Source organism: Noviherbaspirillum sp. (assembly GCF_035254865.1).
GTDB lineage: Bacteria > Pseudomonadota > Gammaproteobacteria > Burkholderiales > Burkholderiaceae_D > Noviherbaspirillum.
In genome coordinates this window covers 1-20,475 of the sequence record NZ_DATFAF010000006.1, presented here as the reverse complement: position 1 = coordinate 20,475, position 20,475 = coordinate 1, and the positions used below count along the sequence as shown (strand labels likewise).

At 60.8% G+C, this 20,475-nt stretch carries 21 protein-coding genes and 1 pseudogene; 19 read left to right on the top strand and 3 right to left on the bottom strand.

All coding sequences use genetic code 11. The features are described from left to right. Window positions 1–136: 136 nt before the first annotated feature. Window positions 137–1,678, bottom strand: a complete 1,542-nt coding sequence (locus VJ651_RS01605) for a DUF853 domain-containing protein (protein WP_324105746.1) — start codon at window positions 1,676–1,678, stop codon at window positions 137–139. 153 nt (window positions 1,679–1,831) lie between these two features. Here VJ651_RS01605 and VJ651_RS01600 point away from each other — a divergent pair, with 153 nt between their 5' ends. The 9 genes and pseudogenes from VJ651_RS01600 to VJ651_RS01560 all read left to right on the top strand — a co-directional run. Next, complete coding sequence (locus tag VJ651_RS01600) at window positions 1,832–2,557, top strand: YebC/PmpR family DNA-binding transcriptional regulator (protein WP_324105745.1); 726 nt, start codon at window positions 1,832–1,834, stop codon at window positions 2,555–2,557. Window positions 2,558–2,719: 162 nt separating this feature from the next. After that, on the top strand, window positions 2,720–3,994 hold the full coding sequence (gene purD / locus VJ651_RS01595; protein ID WP_324105744.1) for a phosphoribosylamine--glycine ligase: 1,275 nt from the start codon (window positions 2,720–2,722) through the stop codon (window positions 3,992–3,994). A 161-nt stretch (window positions 3,995–4,155) separates the two neighbouring features. Next, entirely contained in the window at window positions 4,156–5,073 is a 918-nt protein-coding gene (gene hemF, locus VJ651_RS01590; RefSeq protein ID WP_324105743.1) for an oxygen-dependent coproporphyrinogen oxidase, read from the top strand. Next, complete coding sequence (locus tag VJ651_RS01585) at window positions 5,064–5,720, top strand: nicotinate-nucleotide adenylyltransferase (protein WP_324105742.1); 657 nt, start codon at window positions 5,064–5,066, stop codon at window positions 5,718–5,720. Before hemF ends, VJ651_RS01585 begins: the two co-directional genes overlap by 10 nt. Further along, a complete protein-coding gene (gene rsfS / locus VJ651_RS01580; protein ID WP_324105741.1) occupies window positions 5,720–6,355 on the top strand; it encodes a ribosome silencing factor in 636 nt (211 codons plus the stop codon). Before VJ651_RS01585 ends, rsfS begins: the two co-directional genes overlap by 1 nt. Before the next feature lie 18 nt (window positions 6,356–6,373). Beyond that, the gene (gene rlmH, locus VJ651_RS01575) at window positions 6,374–6,844 is read left to right on the top strand and encodes a 23S rRNA (pseudouridine(1915)-N(3))-methyltransferase RlmH (RefSeq protein WP_324105740.1); all 471 of its coding nucleotides are present in this window, start codon (window positions 6,374–6,376) and stop codon (window positions 6,842–6,844) included. A gap of 14 nt (window positions 6,845–6,858) precedes the next feature. Continuing rightward, window positions 6,859–7,479, top strand: coding sequence for a Maf family protein (locus VJ651_RS01570; protein ID WP_136417568.1), 621 nt, complete (start codon window positions 6,859–6,861; stop codon window positions 7,477–7,479). Then, a complete protein-coding gene (gene rng / locus VJ651_RS01565; protein ID WP_324105739.1) occupies window positions 7,476–8,939 on the top strand; it encodes a ribonuclease G in 1,464 nt (487 codons plus the stop codon). Before VJ651_RS01570 ends, rng begins: the two co-directional genes overlap by 4 nt. A 114-nt stretch (window positions 8,940–9,053) precedes the next feature. Next, window positions 9,054–9,340, top strand: a pseudogene (locus tag VJ651_RS01560) (transposase); the annotation flags it as partial. Between the two features lie 332 nt (window positions 9,341–9,672). On the opposite strand, the gene VJ651_RS01555 reads toward VJ651_RS01560, so the two are convergent. Next, on the bottom strand, window positions 9,673–10,140 hold the full coding sequence (locus VJ651_RS01555) for a PH domain-containing protein (protein WP_324105738.1): 468 nt from the start codon (window positions 10,138–10,140) through the stop codon (window positions 9,673–9,675). Window positions 10,141–10,414: 274 nt separating this feature from the next. Here VJ651_RS01555 and modA point away from each other — a divergent pair, with 274 nt between their 5' ends. The 4 genes from modA to VJ651_RS01535 are packed head-to-tail and all read left to right on the top strand — an operon-like array spanning window position 10,415 to window position 13,125. Next, on the top strand, window positions 10,415–11,170 hold the full coding sequence (gene modA, locus VJ651_RS01550; RefSeq protein WP_324105737.1) for a molybdate ABC transporter substrate-binding protein: 756 nt from the start codon (window positions 10,415–10,417) through the stop codon (window positions 11,168–11,170). After that, complete coding sequence (locus tag VJ651_RS01545) at window positions 11,167–11,577, top strand: TOBE domain-containing protein (protein ID WP_324105736.1); 411 nt, start codon at window positions 11,167–11,169, stop codon at window positions 11,575–11,577. Before modA ends, VJ651_RS01545 begins: the two co-directional genes overlap by 4 nt. Then, complete coding sequence (modB, locus tag VJ651_RS01540) at window positions 11,574–12,245, top strand: molybdate ABC transporter permease subunit (RefSeq protein ID WP_324105735.1); 672 nt, start codon at window positions 11,574–11,576, stop codon at window positions 12,243–12,245. Before VJ651_RS01545 ends, modB begins: the two co-directional genes overlap by 4 nt. Window position 12,246: 1 nt before the next feature. Beyond that, window positions 12,247–13,125, top strand: a complete 879-nt coding sequence (locus VJ651_RS01535; protein ID WP_324105734.1) for an ABC transporter ATP-binding protein — start codon at window positions 12,247–12,249, stop codon at window positions 13,123–13,125. Between the two features lie 258 nt (window positions 13,126–13,383). Here the strand turns inward: VJ651_RS01535 and hutC are convergent, their stop codons facing one another. Further along, a complete protein-coding gene (gene hutC / locus VJ651_RS01530) occupies window positions 13,384–14,124 on the bottom strand; it encodes a histidine utilization repressor (protein WP_324105733.1) in 741 nt (246 codons plus the stop codon). 221 nt (window positions 14,125–14,345) lie between these two features. On the opposite strand from hutC, the gene VJ651_RS01525 reads away from it, so the two are divergent. The 6 genes from VJ651_RS01525 to hutU form a co-directional block, all read left to right on the top strand. Next, window positions 14,346–15,500: an ABC transporter substrate-binding protein gene (locus VJ651_RS01525; protein ID WP_324105732.1), complete on the top strand. Its 1,155-nt coding sequence runs from the start codon at window positions 14,346–14,348 to the stop codon at window positions 15,498–15,500. A gap of 64 nt (window positions 15,501–15,564) precedes the next feature. Continuing rightward, window positions 15,565–16,428 (top strand): branched-chain amino acid ABC transporter permease, encoded by an 864-nt coding sequence (locus VJ651_RS01520; RefSeq protein ID WP_324105731.1) that lies wholly within the window; start codon window positions 15,565–15,567, stop codon window positions 16,426–16,428. Between the two features lie 2 nt (window positions 16,429–16,430). Next, window positions 16,431–17,291 carry a branched-chain amino acid ABC transporter permease gene (locus VJ651_RS01515; protein WP_324105730.1) on the top strand — a complete coding sequence of 287 codons (861 nt, stop codon included), beginning with the start codon at window positions 16,431–16,433 and terminating at the stop codon, window positions 17,289–17,291. Continuing rightward, a complete protein-coding gene (locus VJ651_RS01510; protein WP_324105729.1) occupies window positions 17,288–18,109 on the top strand; it encodes an ABC transporter ATP-binding protein in 822 nt (273 codons plus the stop codon). Before VJ651_RS01515 ends, VJ651_RS01510 begins: the two co-directional genes overlap by 4 nt. Next, window positions 18,102–18,806, top strand: coding sequence for an ABC transporter ATP-binding protein (locus tag VJ651_RS01505; protein WP_324105728.1), 705 nt, complete (start codon window positions 18,102–18,104; stop codon window positions 18,804–18,806). The genes VJ651_RS01510 and VJ651_RS01505 overlap by 8 nt, the downstream gene beginning before the upstream one ends. 26 nt (window positions 18,807–18,832) lie before the next feature. Continuing rightward, window positions 18,833–20,475, top strand: a 1,643-nt coding sequence (gene hutU / locus VJ651_RS01500) for a urocanate hydratase (RefSeq protein ID WP_324105727.1), incomplete at its 3' end; no start/stop codon positions are given.

The following is a 20,475-nucleotide window of genomic DNA, read 5'->3' as shown; positions in this document are numbered from 1 at the left end:
CGGCGATTTTACGCCGCGAATGATTTTCTTACATTTCATTGAAAAAACGGAACATATCGGTCCACGGAAAGCACAGAAATCACGGAAAACACGGAATGACTGTTTCCGTGATTTCTGTGCTTTCCGTGGACATCTTCTACTTCTTCATGATCGACCCCAGCACGCCGCGAATGATTTCGCGTCCGACTTGCGAGCCGATGCTGCGCGCGGCCGACTTGACCATTGCCTCCACCATCGTGTCCTTGCGGCGCCCGACGCCGCTGCCGCCGAACAGGCCGCCCAGCGCATCCTTGAAGGTGTCGCCCAGCGACGGGCCGCTCGGCTGCGGTTGTTGCGGTTGTTGCGGTTGCTGCGTGCCGCCGTTGCCTGGCGGCGCTTTCGACGTTTGCGGCATCTCGGTGGCGACCCTGCCCTTCAGCTTTTCGTAGGCGGAATCGCGGTCGACGACTTTGTCATATACGCCGGCCACGATTGAACTGCGCATGATTTCACTGCGCTCGGCGTCGCTGACCGGGCCGATTTGGGAAGCCGGCGGCAGGATGAAGGCGCGTTCGACGATGTTGGGCCGCCCTTTTTCGTCGAGGAAGGACACCAGCGCCTCGCCGACGCCAAGTTCGGTAATCACCTGCGCGGTGTCGAGTTGCGGATTGGGCCGGAAGGTTTCCGCCGCCGCCAGCACCGCCTTCTGGTCGCGCGGCGTGTAGGCGCGCAAGGCATGCTGCACGCGGTTGCCAAGCTGCCCAAGCACGGTGTCGGGAATGTCGAGCGGATTTTGCGTCACGAAATACACGCCGACACCCTTGGAGCGGATCAGCCGCACGACCTGTTCGATCTTTTGCAGCAAGGGCTTCGGCGCTTCATCGAACAGCAAATGCGCTTCGTCGAAGAAGAACACCAGCTTGGGCTTGTCGAGATCGCCGACTTCCGGCAAGTGCTCGAACAATTCCGACAACATCCACAACAGGAAAATCGCGTACAGGCGCGGCGAGTTGAGCAGCTTGTCGGCGGCCAGGATGTTGACCACACCCTTGCCCTGCGCGTCGGTCTGCATGAAATCGTCGATGTTGAGCATCGGTTCGCCGAAAAAGCGGTCGCCGCCCTGCTCCTCGATGCCGATCAGGCCGCGCTGGATGGCGCCGATGCTGGCGGCGGAAATGTTGCCGTATTCGGTTTGCAGTTCGCCCGCATGCTCGGCCACATGCTGCAGCATCGCGCGCAAGTCCTTGATATCGAGCAGCAGCAAGCCATGGTCGTCCGCGACTTTGAACACCAGTTGCAGCACGCCCTGCTGCACATCGTTCAGGTTCAGCATGCGCGACAGCAAAAGCGGCCCGAGATCGGAAATGGTGGCGCGCACCGGATGACCTTTTTCGCCGAAGACATCCCAGAAAGTGACCGGACAGGCGGACCAGGCCGGCTCTTCCAGCTTCAGCAGATCGAAGCGCTCCTTGATGCGCGGCGTTGGCGAACCCGGTTTTGCCAATCCGGAAAGATCGCCCTTGACGTCGGCCATGAACACCGGCACGCCGATGTCCGACAAGGCTTGCGCCAGCGTTTGCAGGGTGACGGTCTTGCCGGTGCCGGTGGCGCCGGTGATGCAGCCATGGCGATTGGCGAGATTGGGCAACAGTACGAGCTCTTGCTGCTGGTGCTTGGCGATCAGTAGTGGTTTCGGCATTGTTCGGCGGGCTTTCCGAGAGGTTTTGACAGAGGGCGATATGGTAAAATTGTAGATTGGTTTTCGGCTCGGTACTCACTTATTTTGGATCAGATTCTGCGCCAAAATCCGTGATCCCGACCTTCTCTCGTTCATTTCCAAGAAAGATTTGCCATGGCTGGACACAGTAAATGGGCCAATATTAAGCACAAAAAAGCTGCAACCGATGCAAAACGCGGCAAGATCTGGACGCGTTTGATCAAGGAGATCACGGTTGCCGCGCGCATGGGCGGCGGCGACATCGCCAGCAACCCGCGCCTGCGTCTCGCGGTGGACAAGGCCGCCGACGCCAACATGCCGAAGGACAACGTCAACCGCGCGATCCAGCGCGGCACGGGCGGCCTGGATGGGGCGAACTATGAAGAAATCCGCTACGAAGGCTATGGCATCAACGGCGCGGCGATCATCGTCGATTGCATGACCGACAATCGTGTGCGCACCGTGGCGGAAGTGCGCCATGCCTTTTCCAAGTTCGGCGGCAACATGGGCACCGAAGGCTCGGTCGCGTTCCTGTTCAAGCACTGCGGCCAGCTGTACTTTGCGCCGGGCACGAATGAAGATGCGCTGATGGAAGCCGCGCTCGAAGCCGGCGCCGAGGACGTGATCACCGACGAAGAAGGCGGCATCGAAGTCCTCACTGCCCCGAATGATTTCTCCGCGGTCAAGGATGCGCTGGAAAAAACCGGATTCAAGGCCGAAATGGCGGAGATCATCATGAAGCCCTCGACCGAAACCGTATTCACCGGCGACGACGCGGTCAGGATGCAAAAATTGCTGGACGCCCTGGAGAATCTCGACGACGTGCAAGAGGTCTATACCAACGCCGTCATTGAAGAATAGCCTCCTCCGGCACAAGGCAACGCGGCCGGCCGGCAAGATGGCTTGCAGTGTTGCATTATGTGAGCCATCCAGGAAGTTAGCCTTTCGCTTTACCCGTTTCACAAGTAAATTAGGTAGTGCATGCAAAACGCTTGCACTACCCACTAACTGTTTTTGCACCTCATGAAAATTCTGGTAGTCGGCTCAGGCGGCCGCGAACATGCCCTGGCTTGGAAGCTTGCGCAATCCGAGCGGATCCAAATGGTTTATGTTGCACCGGGCAACGGCGGAACCGCGCTCGACGCACGCCTGGAGAACGTCGACATCACCGATCCGGTATGGCTCGCGCAATTCGCGATCAAGGAACATGTCGCGCTGACCGTCGTCGGTCCGGAAGTTCCGCTGGCGGCCGGCATCGTCAACATCTTCCGCGAACAGGGTCTGAAGATTTTCGGACCGACCAGGGAAGCCGCGCAACTCGAAAGCTCGAAGGACTTCGCCAAGGCCTTCATGAAGCGCCATCGCATTCCGACCGCCGATTACCAGACCTTCTCCGATGCCCAGGCTGCACGCAAGTACATCAACCAGAAAGGCGCGCCGATCGTGATCAAGGCCGACGGACTGGCCGCCGGCAAGGGCGTCGTGGTGGCGATGACGATCGAGGAAGCGCATGCGGCCGTCGACATGATGCTGTCGGATAACAAGCTCGGCGACGCCGGCGCGCGCGTCGTGATCGAGGAATTCCTCGCCGGCGAGGAAGCCAGTTTCATCGTGATGGTGGACGGCAAGCATGTGCTGCCGCTGGCCACCAGCCAGGACCACAAGCGTTTGAAGGATGGCGACGAAGGCCCGAACACCGGCGGCATGGGCGCCTATTCGCCCGCTCCTATCGTCACACCGTCGCTGCATGCGCGCATCCTGCGCGAAATCATCAACCCGACTGTGCTCGGCATGATGAAGGACGGCATTCCGTTTACCGGCTTCCTGTATGCCGGCGTCATGATCGACGCCAAGGGCAATCCGAAGACATTGGAATTCAACTGCCGCATGGGCGACCCGGAAACGCAGCCGATCATGGCGCGCCTCAAGACCGATCTGGTCGGCGTCATGGAACATGCGGTCAACGGCACGCTCGATCAGGTCGAACTGGAATGGGACCGCCGCACCGCGCTGGGCGTCGTGATGGCCGCCGCCGGCTATCCGGATGCACCGCGCAAGGGCGACGTGATTACCGGCATCCCCGAGGAATCGCCCAATTGCATTACTTTCCACGCAGGAACAAGCGCGGTCGGCGGCAAGCTGGTCACCTCCGGCGGACGCGTGTTGTGCGTGGTCGGCCTGGGCGACAGCGTCCGGATTGCGCAGAAGAATGCCTACGACGTGGTCGACAACATCCACTTCGATGGCGCGCAATTCCGCCGGGATATCGGATGGCGGGCATTGAAGCGTCATAGCTAGTTCTCATCCCGTCATCATCCTTGTTACCCTCCCTTCCTGCCTGTGCAGCGAAGGGAGCAGCGTGTTGCGCAGCGTCGGTTGCGTCAATTTGCAATAAAATTCGTGCAAATCCACGCCGCGTTTGTGCGCCAACTACCGATCAGCACTCATCGACTACACCCGTGACTATCTCGCCCGACACCGTCAGAACCTACCTCCTCGACCTGCAACTGCGCATCGTCGCCGCGCTCGAACAGGTGGACGGCAAACAGTTCATTACCGACCAATGGGAACGGCCGCATGGCGCCGGCCCGATTGCCGGCGGCGGCATTTCGCGCATTCTCGAAGAAGGCAATGTGCTGGAGCGCGGCGGCATCGGCTTTTCGCATGTGCGCGGGACCAGCCTGCCGCCGACGGCAGCGGCCAATCGTCCCGAGATTGCCGGCCGCAGCTGGGAAGCGATGGGCGTGTCGCTGGTGATGCATCCCCGCAATCCCTATGCCCCGACCTCGCACATGAACGTGCGTTTTTTCACCGCAACCAAGGAAGGCGAAGAGCCGGTCTGGTGGTTCGGCGGCGGCATGGACCTGACGCCCTACTACGGCTTCGAAGACGACGTGAAGCACTTTCACCAGGCTTGCCGCGATGCGCTCGCGCCCTTTGGCAGCGACCTGCATCCGCGCTTCAAGAAATGGTGCGATGAATACTTCTACCTGAAGCATCGCAAGGAGCCGCGCGGGGTGGGCGGCATTTTCTTTGACGACTTCCACGAACTCGGTTTCGAGCAAAGCTTCGCGATGATCAAGAGCGTGGGCGACCATTTCATCGATGCCTATGTGCCGCTGCTGCAGCGTCGCAAGGACATCCCCTATGGCGAACGCGAGCGCGATTTCCAGGCGTATCGCCGCGGACGCTATGTCGAATTCAATCTCGTGTTCGATCGTGGTACCCTGTTCGGCCTGCAATCCGGCGGCCGCACGGAATCGATCCTGATGTCGATGCCGCCGGTGGTTAAATGGCGTTACGACTGGGCGCCCGGGCCCGACACGCCGGAAGCGAAGCTGTATACTGACTTCTTGCCGCTGCGGGAATGGGTGTGACGGGGCGCTGCATCGCCTTGCTGGGAGGCAGTTTCGACCCGGTACACAACGGCCATGTCGCGCTCGGCAAGTATTTCGCCACCTTGCTGGCGCCGGATGAGCTGCGTGTCATCCCCGCGGGAAAACCGTGGCAAAAGAATGGCCTGCAGGCTTCTCCCGAACATCGTGTCGCGATGGTCAAGCTGGCCTTCGACCGCCTGCCGGTGCCGGTTGTGGTGGATCCGCTGGAAATCCTGCGCGGCAGCCCGACCTATACCATCGACACCCTGCGCGCGGTGCGCGAGGAACTCGGGCCCGAGGTTTCGCTCGCGTTTCTGATCGGCGCCGACCAGTTGCAACAGCTGCATACCTGGAAAGAGTGGCGGCAACTGTTTGATTACGCGCATATCTGTGCCGCTTCCCGGCCCGGGTTTGCCATGGATTCCGCCCATGTACCTGCGGAAGTCGGCCGGGAATTCGCCCGGCGTGACGCAACCCCGCAACAAATCCGCGAAACATCGCATGGATTGACCACTATCGCGACCAATCTGGCCGTCGATATTTCCGCAACCCATATCCGGGCAGCACTGGAACGGGGCGAGCGGGCCGACGCGCTGATCCCGCCCGGGGTGCTAGACTATATAAAACAACACCACCTTTATACCTAATGGACATCAAAAAACTGCAAGCCATCGTCATCGACGCCCTGGAAGACGTCAAGGCCCAAGACATTCGCGCCTACGACACCGTACACCTGACCAGCATGTTCGACCGCCTTGCGATCGCTTCCGGCACCTCCAACCGCCAGACCAAGGCGCTGGCCGCGTCCGTGCGCGACAAGGTCAAGGAGCACGGCGGCAACGTCGTCAGCATCGAAGGCGAGGAAACCGGCGAGTGGGTACTGGTCGATCTGGGCGACATGGTGGTGCACATCATGCAACCGGCGATCCGCGACTACTACCGCCTGGAAGAGATCTGGGGCGACAAGGAAATCAAGCTCGGCGCCGCCAAGCGCATTTCCAAGCGCACCGCTTCCGAAGAGACGGAAGAAGCACCGAAGAAGCGTTCCCGCCATCTCGCCGCAAGCCAGACCACGGTCGACGACGAGCCGAAGAAGCCGGCGCGCAAGACCGCGGCAAAGACGGCGACCAAGCCGGCAACGAAAACAACGGCCGCCAAGTCGCCCGCCAGGAAAACCGCGAAGACGCCCGTCGGCAAGACCGTAAAGGTTGCCGCCGCCAAGACCGCTGCGCCGAGAAAGACGGCGGCCAAGCGCGCCAGCACCAAAAAAGCTGCCGTATAAGCGCGGCGGGCGGCCTCCATGCAGCTCATCATCGCGGCGGTCGGCCACAAGATGCCTGCCTGGATCGAGGACGGATTCGGCGAATATGCCAAGCGCATGCCGCCGGAATGCCGTCTCCAGCTCAAGGAGATCAAGCCGGTCGAGCGCTCCGGCAGCCGGACCGCCGAAACCGTGATGGCGCAGGAGCGCGCCAAGATCGAAGCCGCCATTCCGAAAGGTTCGCGCGTCATTGCACTGGACGAGCGAGGCAAGGATCTGACGACCATGCAACTTTCGCAAGCTCTGACGCAGTGGCAACAAGACGGGCGTGATGTTACATTCGTGATAGGCGGCGCAGATGGGCTGGATGCCGGATTCAAGGCGTCCGCCGATATGCTGGTCCGGATATCCAGCCTGACCCTGCCGCATGGAATGGTGCGCGTCCTGCTCGCGGAGCAGTTGTACCGCGCCTGGTCAATTACCCAGAATCACCCGTACCACCGCGTTTAAATTCGCAAGGCTTCATGAAATCGGCAAACCAAAAGATTTACCTCGCATCCAAGAGCCCTCGCCGCCGCGAGCTGCTGCGCCAGATCGGCGTCGACTTCGAACTGCTGCTGCTGCGCGATCAGGCGCCGCGCGGGCCGGAGGTCAGCGAAGAAGTCTTGCCGAACGAACAGGCGGACGCCTATGTGACGCGCGTGACGCGCGAAAAGGTCGAGCACGCGGCGAAAGTCATGCTGATGCGCCGTCTCCCGCTGCGTCCTATCCTGTCCGCCGACACCACCGTGGTCATCGACGGCCGCATTCTCGGCAAGCCGGCCAACGAGAACGAGGCGATGGACATGCTGCGCCTGCTGTCCGGCCGCACGCATCAGGTGATGACCAGCGTGGCGCTGCACAAGGACGAGAACATCACCCAGATCACCCAGATTTCAGACGTCACCCTGGCAACGCTGACCGAGGACATGATGCGCGCCTACTGCGCGACGTCCGAGCCTTACGACAAGGCCGGCGGCTACGGCATCCAGGGGTTTGCAGCGGTATTCGTGCAACGCATTGCCGGCAGCTACACCGGCATCATGGGCCTGCCGCTGCATGAAACCGCAGAATTACTCAATCAGGCCGGTATCCCCGTTTTATGAGCGAAGACATCCTCATCAATATCACCCCGCAGGAAACGCGGGTTGCATTGATACTCCAGGGCGCAGTACAGGAACTCCATATCGAACGCACGCTGTCGCGCGGCATGGCAGGCAACGTGTATCTTGGCAAAGTGGTGCGCGTGCTGCCCGGCATGCAATCCGCCTTCATCGACATCGGACTGGAGCGTGCTGCCTTCCTGCACGTGGCCGATATCTGGGAAGCGCGTCCGCACGACAATCCGAACGCGACGCAGACGCCGATCGAAAAGCTGCTGTACGACGGCCAGTCGGTGATGGTGCAGGTCATCAAGGATCCGATCGGCACCAAGGGCGCGCGCCTGTCGACGCAAATCTCGATTGCAGGCCGCATGCTGGTCTATCTGCCGCAGGATTCGCACATCGGCATCTCGCAGCGCATCGAAAACGAAAGCGATCGCGAGCTGCTGAAAAGCCGCGTGCAGAAACTGCTGCCGCCCGAAGAGAAAGGCGGCTTCATCATCCGCACCATGGCGGAAGACGCGTCCGAGGCCGACCTGCAGATGGACATCGACTACCTGCGCAAGACCTGGTCCACCATCACGCAGCAAGCCAAGACCAATCCGGCGCCGACGCTGCTGTACCAGGATCTGAATCTGGCGCAGCGCGTATTGCGGGATTTTGTGAACGATGAAACCTCGACCATCCAGATCGACTCGCGCGAGAATTTCCAGAAGCTGCAACAGTTCGGCACCACCTACACGCCCTCGGTCCTGTCCAAGCTGGTGCACTACACCGGCGAACGGCCCTTGTTCGATCTGTACGGCGTCGAAGAGGAAATCCAGCGCGCGCTGGGCCGGCGCGTCGACCTGAAGTCAGGCGGCTACCTGATCATCGACCAGACCGAGGCAATGACCACGATCGACGTCAATACCGGCAGCTACGTCACCGGCCGCAATTTCGACGACACGATCTTCAAGACCAATCTGGAAGCGGCGCATGCCATCGCGCGCCAACTGCGGCTGCGCAACCTGGGCGGCATCATCATCCTCGACTTCATCGACATGGAAAATATCGAGCATCGCAACGCGGTGCTCAGCGAGCTGAACAAGGCCTTGTCGCGCGACCGCACCAAGGTATCGGTGTCCGGCTTCTCGCAACTCGGCCTGGTCGAGATGACGCGCAAGCGCACGCGCGAATCGCTGGCCCACATCCTGTGCGAAGTCTGCCCGGCCTGCGGCGGCAAGGGCCAGGTAAAAACCGCGCGCACCATTTGCTACGAAATCCTGCGCGAGCTGCTGCGCGAGGCCAAGCAGTTCAACCCGCGCGAATTCCGCATCCTTGCTTCGCAGGTCGTGGTCGACATGTTCCTCGAAGAAGAATCGCAGCATCTGGCGATGCTGGGCGACTTCATCGGCAAGCCGATCTCACTGCAGGTCGAGACGATCTACCATCAAGAGCAGTACGACATCATCCTGATGTGAAAACTTTTTCTTGTTTTCAAATACTTAGCAGGCTGTTGAAATTCGGCCGCATGTAAACGCGGATTGCGGGGAAAACGTTATGGATATCGTATTCATGATCACGGAAAGAATGCGATGCGCGGAATGGATGAGATGCAGGAAAGCCTGTTCACGGTGAGCAAACTGGAGGATTTCGTGCCGGCGGGACCATCCGTTGCGGCTGGTCCCGCCGGCTGGTCAACGATGCGCTCAAGAAGTTGAACGGGCTGTTCAATCTGATCTATGCCGACACCGGCCGCGCCTCGATTGCGTCGGAGAAGCTGATGCGGGCGTTGCTGCTGCAAGTGTTTTACTCGGTGTGCAGCGAGCGCATGCTGATGGAGCAGATGCGTTACAACATGCTGTTTCGCTGGTTTGTCGGCTAGACCATTCGGGCGCGCATTGAAGAGCATTTCGGCTGGGGCAAGACCGTAGGACACATTCGACAGACGATGTACCGCGGATTGCGCCGGGTCGATCACCAGTTCAAGTTGACGATGGCGGCCAGCAATTTGCTGCCGCATGGCGCCAATACTGTTCGCGGTGCCGCAGGGAGTGGCGCAATGAGGCGCGCAACCGTCCATGGTGCAGTGCGCCACGCGGCAACGCGCCAGGCGAATACCTGCGAATTGTTGGTAACACAAACGACATTTACTGTAGAAATCCTTTTAAACAACGCCTCAATCAATTGGTTGGGGCGAATTTCTACAGCCTGCTAATCGATCTCTCGCACGCCTTTCGCGATTCTGCAGCGCTCCACGCAGTCGCGTAAGGTCCTTGCGACCGCGTGGGGATCGCTGATGACGTTGAGGACGACGACAAGCGTTGATCGATCGGAAGTCAGCAAGACAACGCAGCCATGCCCCAGCATTCGCTGCAACAAGGTTTGCTGAATGGAGATGCCCTTGGCGCGATACAGCTCCAGTTTATCGGTTTGTCGAAACAGAATGCCGCTCGATTCCTGCAGGCGCTGGTCGGTCAATCTGTAGGTATGGCAGACCGTTTTCAGACAACGGTACATCGCATAGATGACGGGCACGACCAGCCAGCAAAAAAGCAAGCATAGAAAGTAGACGCCGGCATTGACGATTTGCCCTTCAGTGCCGGCCCAAAGCAGACCGGACTCAGGAGAATAGATCGGCTGTGGATAACCGGAGTATGGATCGTCGTATTGATCACTCATGGCATGGGTTGCGCAAGACGTTCGGTACGGCCGCCCCCCCGCAGATGCCGTGATGAAGTCGGTCCGTTAACTGCACTTGGTGTTGACCATTATGTGGACTTCAGCGGCGATCTGGTTCCATTGCGGAAGAGGAGTTTTGTTCAACAGCGACAAACTGCATTCCGTCATGAGGGCGAGTTGCATACTTGCCTGGAATGGAAAAGTCACCGCCATCGTTATATGATGACGCATTCGCCACGCCGCCGGCATGACCTATCCTTTCCATGTTCGTCTCATGAACCGTTTATCCCTGCTTTTCGTCGGGTTGCTGTCGATGGCCTGCGTGCCGGCATCTGCCGGCACCCTGACGGTTGCGGTGGCGGCCAACGTGCAATACGCATTCGACGATCTGCAAACAGCATTCCGGAAAGAGTCGGGCCATGATCTCAAGCCGGTATACGCTTCTTCCGGCAAGCTGACTGCCCAGATCATGAATGGTGCGCCGTTCGACGTCTTCCTGTCGGCCGACATGGACTATCCGGAAAAACTCCACAAGGAAGGCCACGCCACCGCAGCGCCGAAGGTGTATGCGTACGGCACACTCGTTCTGTGGACGCTGAAGGATCTCGACCTTGCGAAATGGCAGGGCGTCCTCGCGGGTCCGGCGGTGACGAGAATCGCCGTCGCCAATCCGAAGACCGCACCCTACGGGCGCGAAACGATGAAGGCACTCACCTATTTCAAGCTGGACACCGCATTGAAAGACAAGCTGGTATTCGGCGAAAACATTTCGCAGACGAACCAATATATCCAGTCACGCGCCGCCGATGTCGGATTCACCGCAAAATCTGTTGTGGTCTCGCCCGAAATGAAGGGCCAGGGAAAATGGATCGAACTGCCGAAGGAATCGTATCAACCGATCGCCCAGGGTATCGTGGTGCTCGCGCATGGCGCAAAGACAAACGCGGCGATCGCGCAGCAATTCCATGACTTCGTGCTGTCAGCGAAATCGCGTGCGATCCTCGAACGTCACGGATACCTGCTGCCATGAACCGCTTGCCCGGCACCATCAGCGCCATCGACATGCATGGCAGCATCGCACTGGTCGACGTGGCAGTCGGCGATCATCGGTTCAGTGCGACGCTGATCGGCGCAGGCGATGAAATCGGCACATGGACGCCGGGCATGGCCGTTGTACTGCTGTTCAAGGAAACCGAGGTATCGCTCGCGAAAAACCTGTCCGGTCTGATCAGCATGCGCAACCGCCTTCCCTGCACCATTAGCGCCATCGAGCGCGGCCAGGTGCTGACGCGCGTCGCGCTCGATCTCGATGGCCGCCGCATCGAATCCATCATCACGACACGCTCTTCGCATGCGCTTGAGCTTGCCGTCGGCGACGCGGTAGAGGGATTGGTGAAGGCCAATGAAATGACCCTGGTGCCGGAGGCGGATGCATGAGCTATGACTGGCAACCTCTGCTGCTGACATTCCGGCTGGCCGCTGTCACGACGCTGATCCTGTTCGTGATCGGTATTCCGCTGGCCTACTGGGTCGCCTATGCCCGCACACGTTTCAAGCCGGTGGTCGAAACTCTGGTGAGCATGCCGCTGGTATTGCCCCCCTCGGTCCTCGGCTTCTACCTGCTGCTTGCATTCAGTCCGCAGAATGCTTTCGGCCAGTGGCTGGAGCAATGGTTCAATATCCGGCTCGCATTCAGCTTTGCCGGTCTGGTGATCGGTTCGGTGATCTTCAGCCTGCCCTTCATGGTGCATCCGATCCAGTCGGGTTTCCAGAATCTGCCTGTGTCGCTGATCGAAGCCTCGCGCACGCTCGGCAAGCCGGATCCCGTAACCCTGTTCCGCGTGCTGCTGCCGAATATCAAACCGGCGCTGCTGTCGGGTGCGGTGCTGAGCTTTGCGCATACGATAGGCGAATTCGGCGTGATCCTCATGATAGGCGGGAATATCCCGGGCGTGACGAAGGTGGCCTCCATCGCGATTTACGATGAAGTGGAGAGCCTGAATTATGCAGCGGCGAATTTCTATGCCGGCGTGCTGTTTGCGATCACATTCGCGATCCTGCTGACGGTGTACCTGGTCAACAAGAAATGGCTGAGGGCGCACTGAGATGATCGACATCGCGCTCGTCAAGACTTTGCGCAGCTCGTCCGGACAGCTCGATCTGGCGGTGGATGCAGTGATCGCGGATAGATGCTTCGTCACGCTCTTCGGCGCATCCGGCGCCGGCAAGACCAGCGTCCTGCGCATGATCGCGGGATTGACCGAGCCCGATGGCGGCCGGATCGTCGTGAACGGCCAGGTCTGGTTCGATGCGGACCGGCGCATCAGCCTGGCGCCGCAGAAGCGCGCGATCGGTTTCGTGTTTCAGGATTATGCGCTATTCCCCAATTTGAGCGTACGCGAGAACGTCGCCTATGCCGCGTCCAAAGATGACAGTGCATGGGTCGATGAATTGCTCGACCTCACCGGACTGGCGGACTTGCAGCACCGGCTGCCCGGCACGTTATCCGGCGGGCAGAAGCAGCGCGTCGCGCTTGCGCGGGCGGTCGCCAGAAGGCCGACCCTGCTGCTGCTCGACGAACCCTTGTCCGCGCTCGACGCCTCGCTACGCAGCCAGTTGCAGGACGACCTGCTGCGCCTGCATCAAGGCCTCGGGCTCACCACGCTGCTGGTCAGCCATGACATCAGTGAAGTGTTCAAGCTTTCTCAGCGCGTATTGAAGCTGGAAGGCGGACGCATCGAGCAGTCCGGCACGCCCACGGAAGTCTTCCTGCAGCAACGCGTCGCGGGCAAGCTGAATGTGCATGCGCAGGTGCTGGCAATACGACGCGAAGAGGTGGTCTGCATCGTGTCGCTGCTGATCGGGCAGGACATCGTCGAGGTCATCGCATCGGACGACGAAATCGAAGGACTGCGCGAAGGCGATACCGTCTCGGTATCCGCCAAGGCATTCAGCCCCCTGCTCTTCAGACAGAAGGCGCGCTGAGAAATATTTTGTCCACGGAAAACACGGAAGGCACGGAAAAAATCAAGTCTTTCCTTCCGTGAGTTCCGTGATTTCCGTGGACCACGCTGTCAAAAACTCCCCGTAAACTGGTACCTGCTGTCCGGATGCCACATTGCGGCGATAGTCGCCACCCGTCCTTTCCATCGCTTTCTTCTTTTGTCCACGGAAAACACGGGAGACACGGAAAAAACCAGGTCTTTCCTTCCGTGAGTTCCGTGTTTTCCGTGGACCACGCTGTCAAAAACTCCCCGCGAACTGGTACCGGCTGCCTGGATGCCACATTGTGGCGACCGTCGCGACCTGCCCTTTCGACAGTGTTCTGCGCTTGAGCACGAGGCAGGGTTCCCTTGAAGGGATGTGCAGCATCTCCACGATGTCGCGCGGCGCGACCAAGGCTTCGATGCTGTAGTTCACGCCTTGCAGCGGCGCCACCGCCATCAGGTATTCGTTCGGTGTGATGGTGGAAAAATCCTGCTGCATGTAATCGGGGGCGACGTCCGGATTGACCCAACGGTCCTCGACCTGGATCGGGATGTCGTTTTCGAAGTGCACGATCACGGAATGGAACAGCGGATGGCCGGCCTTCACGCCGAAGGCATGCGCCAGCAGTTCGTTTGCCTTGCTGCGTTCCAGCAGGTGCAGTTCGCTGCGATGCTGGTCGCCGCGCGCGCGCACCTCCTCCGCGATGCTTTTGATCTCGACCAGGGTTGCCTGGTATTTGTGCTGCGCCACGTAGGTGCCGGAACCCTGGATGCGAGTGAGAGTCTGCTCGTCGGTCAGTTCGCGCACCGCGCGGTTGACGGTCATGCGCGAGACCTCAAACTGCTTCGCCAGCGCCTGTTCGGACGGAATGGCTTCGCCCTCTTTCCATTTGCCGGCCTGGATTTCCGCCAGCAGGTAATTCTTGATGTGCTGAAAAACGGGTACGCGCTCTGCCGTTTCTTCTGCCGCCGATGTGCTTGCCGAACTGTCCTTCATCCCACCCTCTCATGAATGCCCATGGATTTTATGGCAATAACTTGTATTGTCAATTAAGATTTTTCTTGCGAGAGTTGTCTATACAACTTATGATACATTGGACGACTCGGGCCAGTCCATGGTTTTCGAGTACGCAATCGGGCTCAAGCACGCATTCGGAACGTTTTGCAAAGCGCGAACGGAATGAGCGCTTGGTGTGACGCATTTTCAGGAGACAGTAGATGATTCCATTTCGCCGTAAGCAACTACTCACTTTCGCCATCGCCGGCGCCGCCTTCGCGGTCTCGCCTGCCTTTGCCGACATCAAGATCGGCTTCAACGTTCCGCTGACCGGCTTTGCCGCGGCCGACGGCAAGTCGGCGCTGGAAGGCGCCAAGCTGGCCGTGGCGCAGGCCAATGCCAAGGGCGGTGTCGCCGGCCAGAAGCTGGACCTGGTTATCTATGACGACCAGGCCTCGCCCAAGGAAGCCGTCCCGGTCGCGACCAAGCTGGTGGAGAAGGACAAGGTGGTGGGCGCAGTGTCCGGTTCGTACTCTGGCTCGACGCGCGCTGCGGCGGCCATCTTCCAGGCAGGCAAGGTGCCGTATGTGGTTGCCTATGCGATCCATCCTGAAATCACGCTGGCCGGCGACTACATGTTCCGCACCGCCGCCATGGGCGAAGTGCAAGGTCGCGCCGGCTCCATGCTGGTGAATAACCTGGGCAAGAAAAAAGTTGTGATGATCACGCTGAAGAACGACTTCGGCCAGGCGCTGGCGGCGGGCTTCAAGGAAGGTGCGCCGAAGTTCGGCCTGCAGATCGTCAATGAATACGAGTACGGCATGCCGGACCGCCAGTTCGGCGCGCTGGTATCCAAGGTGAAGTCCGACAATCCGGACATCATTTATGCCTCCGGCTACTACTTCACCGCCGGCCCGCTGGTCAGCCAGTTGCGTTCGGCAGGCGTGAACGTGCCCATTATCGGCCAGGAAGGCTATGACTCCGACAAGTTCATGGAGATCGCCGGCCCCGCCTCGGAAGGCGTGTATGTGACCACCTCGCTCGACCGCGATTCGGATTCGCCGGTGACCAAGGCCTTCCTTGCCGACTACCACAAGGCGACGAACACCAATGCCGACATGGTGGCCGCCTCCGCCTACACTGCAACCAGCGTGCTGATCGAAGGTCTGAAGAAGACCAACGGCAAGGGCGGCGAGCCATTGAAGACCGCGCTGGCCGCCGGCAGCTACGAGACGCCGATCGGCAAACTGTCCTTCAACGACTTGCATGAAGTGAAGAAGGATGTACAGGTGCAGATCGTGAAAGACAAGGCCTTCCACCGCCACTCGGTGATCACGGGCCCGCTGCTGACGCCGCCTTCCAAGCCGGCCAAATAAGGCAAGCGACGCGCAGGCGGCAATGCGCCGCCTGCGCCATCAATATCCAATTTGAGGAGTGGAGATGCTCTTTGTCGAGCTGACCGCGCAGGGCCTGGTCCAGGGCGCCATCTACGCGCTCGTCGCGCTGGGGCTGACGCTGGTGTATGGACTGCTGCGCATCCTGCATGTGGCGCATGCCGCCTTGTTCACGCTGGGTGGTTACCTCGGCGTGCTGGTCGCCAACGCAACCGGCAGCCTGGCGCTCGGTTTCGCGGTCGCCATGACCGTTGCCGGACTGGCCGGCATTGCGATGTTCCGCCTGTGCTATGAACCGATCCTGAAACAGCCGCCCTTCGTCGCGCTGATCGCCTCGATCGGGTTGTACATCGCTTTCGAAGAACTGTTCCGCATCGTGTTCGGCGCTTCCGGCTTGTCCTACCAGAATCCGCCCTTGCAGCAGCAGGTCGCCCTGTTCGGCGGACTGCAGTTCAAGGAAGCCGAACTGATGGTGATGGCAAGTACCGCAGTCATCATCGGCGCGCTCGGTTATCTGCAGAACAAGACGCGCATCGGCGTCGCCTGCCAGGCCACCGTGTCCGATCCGCAGATGGCTGAATCCTTCGGCATCAAGCTGCGCCAGGTGCGTGACATCAATTTCTTCGTCGGCTCCGCGCTGGCCGGTTTCGCCGGTGTCTGGGTCGCGCTGCTGAACAACCTGGTCGAGCCGACCATGGGCAGCGTGCCGTCCTACAAGGGACTGGCGATCATCGTGCTGGGCGGCATGGGCTCGGTACGCGGCACTCTGCTCGCCGCGCTGGTGCTGGGCGTGATCGAATCTTTCGGCACGATTTACCTCGGCAAGCTGCTCGATCGCAACGCCATCGCGTTCGCCTTCCTGATCGCGGTGCTGATGGTGCGCCCGCAAGGCCTGTTCGCAAGGAGATAAGAATGGACTACGAAATTTCCTTGCTCACCTCGATGGCGATCAGCGTGCTGTTTGCGCTCTCGCTCAATCTGATCACGGGCTTCTGCGGCCAGATCAGCCTGGGCCACGCCGCCTTCCTCGGCATCGGCGCTTATCTGTCGGCACTGCTGGCCAAGGCCGGCCTGCCCTTCCTCGCCACCTTGCCGCTGGCGATGCTGCTGGCCGGCGCGATCGGCGTCGTGGTCGGCCTTGCCAGCCTGCGCGTGCGTGCCGACTTCCTCGCCATCACCACGATGGGCGTCGGCTTCCTGTTCGTCGGGGTGGTACGTCAGCAGGAATGGCTGGGCGGCGAACTCGGCGTCTCCGCGATTCCCGACTCCGGCTTGTCGAAGACGGGCTTCATGCTGCTCAGCGTGATCCTGTGTGTTGCGACGGCCGCACTGTGCATCTACATCCGCAAGTCCTGGATGGGCCGCGTGTTCAACGGCGTGGCGGAAGACGAGGACACCATGCGCGTGCTCGGCATCGACGTGCCGCGCTACAAGCTGGCGGCATTCGCGATCGGCACTGCGCTGGCGGGATTGGCGGGCGGCTTGTATGCGCAGCACCTGAAGTTCATCGGCCCGGACAGCTTCGGCTTTGTGGAATCGGTGACCGTACTGTCGATGGTGGTGGTCGGCGGCATCGGCTCGGTGGCCGGCGTATCGATCGGCGCCGCGGTGCTGAGCGCCTTGCCGGCGTGGTTCCAGTTCATTGGCGACTACAAGCTGCTGGTGTATGGCGGCCTGCTGTTCCTGATGATGCGCTTCTCGCCCGGCGGCATGGCCGGCATGGTCAGCCGCGTGGTCAATCGCAAGCGTGTCGCGCAAGGAGAGCGCGCATGAGCCAAGCACAACAAGCGCTGCTCAGCGTGTCCGACGTGACCGTGCGTTTCGGCGGCCTGACCGCCATCGACAAGGTGTCTTTCGACGTCTATCCGGGTGAGCTGCTCGGCCTGATCGGGCCGAATGGCGCCGGCAAGACTACCATGCTGCGCGCGATCACCGGCGTGGTGCGCGCAAGCGACGGTGAGGTGCAACTGGAAGGAGAAAAGCTGAACGGCTTGCCGATTCACAAGCGCATCCAGAAGGGCCTGTCGCTGTCGCAGCAACTGGTGAAACCTTTCCGTGAAATTTCGGTGCTGGACAACGTCGCACTGGCGGCCGGCATGCGTCGCACGCGTTCGCCGCTGAAGGCCTTGCTGCATGTTTCGCAGCAAGAGGAAGCCGCAATCGGCCGCGCCATGCTCGAGCGGGTCGGCATCGCCGCCTACGCCGATCAAATGCCGGGCATCCAACCGCTGGGCATTTTGAAGCGCCTCGAGATGGCGCGTGCACTGGCGATCAAGCCGAAGCTGCTGCTGCTCGACGAGCCGCTGGCCGGGCTCAATTCGAAGGAAGCCAATGCGCTCGCCGACACCATCGCGGACATCAACCGGCAGGGGATGACGATCATTCTTATTGAACACAACCTGGGTGAAGTCATGCGCATCTGTCAGCGCCTCGTCGTTCTCGACAACGGCCGCAAGATCGCCAGCGGCGACCCGCGCGCCGTGATGGCGGATCCGGGCGTGCGCGCCGCTTATCTTGGCGGCGATGCCGAAATCACCGAGGATGGCACCACGCGCCCCACCCTCGCCGTCGTCGGAGGCAAGCATGCTTGAAATCCATCACCTCTCCTGCGGCTACGGCGCGTTTCAGGCGGTCGGCGACCTGTCGCTCACGCTGCGGCGCGGCACCATCACCGGGCTGATCGGCGCCAACGGCGCCGGCAAATCCTCCACCCTGATGTGCGTGGCCGGCCATGTCGCGCTGCAATCCGGCGCCATCATGTTCGAGGGCAAGGACATCAGCACGCTCGCACCGGACCAGCGCGTACGCCACGGCATCGCCATTTCGCCGGAAGGACGTCGCCTGTTCAAGGATCTTTCGGTGGAAGACAACCTGCGCGTCGGCGGATTGACCCAGCCGGCCAGTCGCTTCGCGCAGGACCGCGACTATGTGCTGGCCCTGTTCCCGCGCCTCGGCGAACGCCTGCAATCGCTGGCGGGCAATCTCTCCGGCGGCGAACAGCAGATGCTCGCCATCGGCCGTGCGCTGATGGCGCGCCCGAAGCTGATCATGATCGACGAACTGTCGCTCGGCCTGATGCCGAAAGTCATCGATCTCTGCTATCGCGCGCTCAAGCAATTGCAGCAGGACGGCATGACCATCCTGCTGGTCGAACAAAATACCGATCGCGTGCTCTCGATCGCCGACGACGTCTGCGTGCTGGAATCCGGCCGCACCGTCTGGCAAGGCAAGGCGAGTGACGCGCGCAAGGACTCCACCCTGGCTGCGGCTTATCTCGGCCTGCACTGATCCCACATTCGTAGGAAAGAACAAGCATGAATACCATCACCGAATCGACCAATCTGAACAATGACCCGCGCTGGGATGCCTCCCGCGTCATTCGCGCGCCGCGCGGCAGCGACAAAGCCTGCAAGAGCTGGCTGACCGAAGCCGCCTATCGCATGATCCAGAACAACCTCGATCCCGAAGTCGCGGAAAATCCGAAGCACCTCGTGGTCTACGGCGGCATCGGACGCGCCGCGCGCAACTGGGAATGCTTCGACAAGATCCTCGAAACCTTGAAAGACCTGAACGACGACGAATCGCTGCTGATCCAGTCCGGCAAGCCGGTCGGCGTATTCAAGACGCATCCCGATGCGCCGCGCGTGCTGATCGCCAATTCCAATCTGGTGCCGAAATGGGCCAACTGGGAACACTTCAACGAACTCGACCGCAAGGGCCTGTTCATGTACGGCCAGATGACCGCCGGCAGCTGGATCTACATCGGTAGCCAGGGCATCGTGCAAGGCACCTATGAAACCTTCGTCGAAGCCGGCCGCCAGCATTACAACGGCGACTGGGCCGGCCGCTGGATCGTCAGCGCGGGCCTCGGCGGCATGGGCGGCGCACAACCGCTGGCCGCGACCTTCGCCGGCGCCGTCTCGCTCATGATCGAATGCCAGCAAAGCAGCATCGACTTCCGCCTGCGCACGCGTTACCTCGACAAGCAGGCCAAGGACATCGACGACGCCCTCGCGCTGGTGAAGTACCACACCGAACGCAAGGAAGCCGTCTCCATCGGCCTGCTCGGCAACGCCGCCGAAGTGTTGCCCGAACTCGTCAAGCGCGCCAAGGCCGGCGGCATCAAACCCGACCTCGTGACCGACCAGACCTCCGCGCACGACCTGGTCAACGGCTACCTGCCGATCGGCTGGAGCGTCGCGCAATGGAAAGCCGCGCAGCAGGACCACACGCAGCACGCGCAACTCACCGCCGCCGCCGCACAATCCTGCGCAGTCCATGTGCAAGCCATGCTCGACTTCCACGCGATGGGCATTCCCACGGTGGACTACGGCAACAACATCCGCCAGGTCGCCTTCGACACCGGCGTGAAGAACGCCTTCGACTTCCCCGGCTTCGTTCCCGCCTACATCCGCCCGCTGTTCTGCGAAGGCAAGGGTCCGTTCCGCTGGGTTGCATTGTCCGGCGATCCGGAAGATATTTACAAGACCGACGCCAAACTCAAGGAACTGTTCCCCGAAAACAAGCATGTCCACCACTGGCTCGACATGGCGCGCGACCGCATCGCTTTCCAGGGCTTGCCGGCGCGCATCTGCTGGCTCGGCCTCGGCGAGCGCCATCGCGCCGGCTTGGCCTTCAACGAGATGTTCCGCAACGGCGAACTGAAAGGCCCGATCGTGATCGGCCGCGACCATCTCGATACCGGATCGGTCGCCAGCCCGAACCGCGAAACGGAAGGCATGAAAGACGGCACCGACGCCGTATCCGACTGGCCGCTGCTCAACGCCCTGCTCAACACCGCAGGCGGCGCGACGTGGGTATCCTTCCATCATGGCGGCGGCGTCGGCATGGGCTATTCGCAGCATGCGGGCATGGTGATCGTGGCCGATGGCACGGACGCAGCGGCTAAGCGGCTGGCACGGGTTCTCGTCAATGACAGCGCATCGGGCGTGATGCG

Coding starts and splice junctions, on each gene's coding strand:
- VJ651_RS01605 (WP_324105746.1), bottom strand. CDS start 1,678: ATGCCGAAACCACTACTGATCGCCAAGCACCAGCAGCAAGAGCTCGTA.
- VJ651_RS01600 (WP_324105745.1), top strand. CDS start 1,832: ATGGCTGGACACAGTAAATGGGCCAATATTAAGCACAAAAAAGCTGCA.
- purD (WP_324105744.1), top strand. CDS start 2,720: ATGAAAATTCTGGTAGTCGGCTCAGGCGGCCGCGAACATGCCCTGGCT.
- VJ651_RS01585 (WP_324105742.1), top strand. CDS start 5,064: ATGGGTGTGACGGGGCGCTGCATCGCCTTGCTGGGAGGCAGTTTCGAC.
- rsfS (WP_324105741.1), top strand. CDS start 5,720: ATGGACATCAAAAAACTGCAAGCCATCGTCATCGACGCCCTGGAAGAC.
- rlmH (WP_324105740.1), top strand. CDS start 6,374: ATGCAGCTCATCATCGCGGCGGTCGGCCACAAGATGCCTGCCTGGATC.
- VJ651_RS01570 (WP_136417568.1), top strand. CDS start 6,859: ATGAAATCGGCAAACCAAAAGATTTACCTCGCATCCAAGAGCCCTCGC.
- rng (WP_324105739.1), top strand. CDS start 7,476: ATGAGCGAAGACATCCTCATCAATATCACCCCGCAGGAAACGCGGGTT.
- VJ651_RS01555 (WP_324105738.1), bottom strand. CDS start 10,140: ATGAGTGATCAATACGACGATCCATACTCCGGTTATCCACAGCCGATC.
- modA (WP_324105737.1), top strand. CDS start 10,415: ATGAACCGTTTATCCCTGCTTTTCGTCGGGTTGCTGTCGATGGCCTGC.
- VJ651_RS01545 (WP_324105736.1), top strand. CDS start 11,167: ATGAACCGCTTGCCCGGCACCATCAGCGCCATCGACATGCATGGCAGC.
- modB (WP_324105735.1), top strand. CDS start 11,574: ATGAGCTATGACTGGCAACCTCTGCTGCTGACATTCCGGCTGGCCGCT.
- VJ651_RS01535 (WP_324105734.1), top strand. CDS start 12,247: ATGATCGACATCGCGCTCGTCAAGACTTTGCGCAGCTCGTCCGGACAG.
- hutC (WP_324105733.1), bottom strand. CDS start 14,124: ATGAAGGACAGTTCGGCAAGCACATCGGCGGCAGAAGAAACGGCAGAG.
- VJ651_RS01525 (WP_324105732.1), top strand. CDS start 14,346: ATGATTCCATTTCGCCGTAAGCAACTACTCACTTTCGCCATCGCCGGC.
- VJ651_RS01520 (WP_324105731.1), top strand. CDS start 15,565: ATGCTCTTTGTCGAGCTGACCGCGCAGGGCCTGGTCCAGGGCGCCATC.
- VJ651_RS01515 (WP_324105730.1), top strand. CDS start 16,431: ATGGACTACGAAATTTCCTTGCTCACCTCGATGGCGATCAGCGTGCTG.
- VJ651_RS01510 (WP_324105729.1), top strand. CDS start 17,288: ATGAGCCAAGCACAACAAGCGCTGCTCAGCGTGTCCGACGTGACCGTG.
- VJ651_RS01505 (WP_324105728.1), top strand. CDS start 18,102: ATGCTTGAAATCCATCACCTCTCCTGCGGCTACGGCGCGTTTCAGGCG.